We start from the raw sequence: 2,292 nt of genomic DNA, 5'->3' as shown, positions 1-2,292 counted from the left end.
AGTCGTAAATATTTTTACCCCTGACCAAGATGCCAGCGCCTTTAAAAGTTGACCTGTCACCAATAGAAGATCAAGCCCTACTAGCACTCACTCAAGCAAAAGGTATACCACCAAGAACTCAAAGTCGTGCCACTGTACTACGCTTATCAGCCGCTGGATGGACAGTGCTAAATATCGCACAATACTTAAAATGGCATCCACAGACTGTACGCGACACAATTCATCGCTGGTACTGGGGCAAACTCGATAGTTTGTGGGATTGTTCGCGTCCGGGTCGCCGTCGCCGATGGCATAACCCAAATATCAAGTCTCTCCTTCAATTCAAAACATCTTTATTTAGCTATCAACTTATTTTTATTTTATTTTCTTACATCTCTTACATCTATTTAATGCTATTTCTCCACAGTCATGGCGTTTCTACTACTTATGCAGTCAAAATTTACAGGCATTACTTGGATGAAGCACTCGCTACTCTCACCAGCAATCCCTACCAGTTAGCTGCTGACATCTACGGTATTGGTTTTCTGAGAACTGATAAAATTGCCTTTAATTTAGGAGTTGCGCCTGATAGTCAGTTCCGTTACCGTGCTGGTTTAATTCATGTTTTGAACGAAGCTGCTGCCGATGGGCATTGCTATTTACCCCAGACTTTACTCATTGAGAATGTGATCAAACTGCTGACTACAGTAGATCACACACCCGAAGAAGATGCCCTCGCTGATATTATCAAAGACATGGCACGAAAGGATGACTTAATCCGCGAGAAAAGCTCAGACCAAACGCTGCTATGTTATCTACCAACGTACTTTCACACCGAACATAACCTTGCTCAATTAATACAATCTAGATTTTGCCAACCAGTTGCACAAGATATGCCTCGTGTTCGCGCCTGGATTGAGCGCTTCACCAAGAGTCATAAAATCAAACTTTCACCACAGCAACGGCTAGCGGTAGAAATGGCTGCATATTCAAGGGTAATGATTCTTACTGGTGGCCCCGGTTGCGGTAAAACTTTCACCACCCAGACCATAGTCTCTCTGTGGAAAGCAATGGGCAAATCTATCGCCTTAGCTGCGCCAACTGGACACGCTGCTCAACGCCTGAGTGAAATCACACAACTCGAAGCCAAGACGATACACTGCTTGTTGGAATTTGACCCAAAGACAATGGGCTTCTTACGCGATAATCAAAACCCTTTACCCCATACCGCAATTGTCGCGCTAGAAGCTAGTATGCTTGATTTGTTTCTGGCATCTTCTTTGGTAAAGGCGATACAATACGGTTCCCAACTACTGCTAGTGGGTGACATTGACCAGTTACCCTCTGTGGGTCCTGGTCAAATCCTTGCTGACTTGATTAATTCTGGTCACGTTCCGGTGGTGCGGTTGACCAAGGTATTTAGGCAAGCCCAACAGAGCGCAATTATCACCGCTGCTCACCAAATTAACCGAAGCCAGTTTCCCACAATTGAACCGATTTCCGATAATCCCGTGTCTGAGTGTCTGTGGCACGGCGGCGGTCATCACCCCAAACATGGTGTTAAAGCAATATCCGAAATCATTACAGACTTGATTCCCCGCCTGGGTTACAATCGAGCTACTGATGTGCAAGTGCTTTGCCCCATGTCGCGGGGTTTGCTTGGGACTCGTAACCTCAATACCTTATTGCAGCAGTTGATTAATCCGCCTAGTCCCGACAAAGTAGAGATTACCAGGGACGGGAATTTATTACGAGAAGGCGATCGGATCATTCAACTGACTAATGATTATAATCACGAAATTTTTAATGGCGACTTCGGAATTATCAAGGCCATTGATCTTGAAGAGATGGAAGTTACTGTGCAGTATAGTAAGCGTACTGTCGTTAGGACGGGAGCAGACTTAAATCAAATTGCCCTCGCCTGGAGCTTCACCATTCATCAAAGCCAGGGTTCAGAATTTCCGGTAGTAATTCTGCCAATTTATACGCAGCCTTATATGATGTTGTCTCGTCAACAGTTGTACACAGCATTAACTTGTGCCAAGCAGTTAGTGATTGTCGTTGGTTCCAAGAAAGCGATATCCAAGGCTTTGCGTTCTAGTGACGACCAACTGCGATATACGCGATTACAGCAGCGGTTGGAAAGCGCTTTTTTGCACCCGACGATTGCAATTTAGAAATGTTCAACTTAACAATTTCACCCGGCTTGCAGTTGTTGCTCTCAATCAAGAGTGAGACAAGAAGTAGCTAAACCCGTATTTCTTCTAAGAAACTTCTTGTGCTGTGGGATTAACGATTAAATCGCAACCGATT

General features: G+C 44.7%; 1 protein-coding gene. It reads left to right on the top strand.

Annotation, left to right across the window (positions count from 1 at the left end):
• Window positions 1–29 precede the first annotated feature (29 nt).
• The gene (locus VB740_RS17910; RefSeq protein ID WP_323201307.1) at window positions 30–2,156 is read left to right on the top strand and encodes an AAA family ATPase; all 2,127 of its coding nucleotides are present in this window, start codon (window positions 30–32) and stop codon (window positions 2,154–2,156) included.
• Window positions 2,157–2,292 lie beyond the last annotated feature (136 nt).

The organism is Nostoc sp. UHCC 0251, assembly GCF_034932245.1.
GTDB lineage: Bacteria > Cyanobacteriota > Cyanobacteriia > Cyanobacteriales > Nostocaceae > Nostoc.
This window is presented reverse-complemented; position numbering and strand designations above follow the sequence as displayed.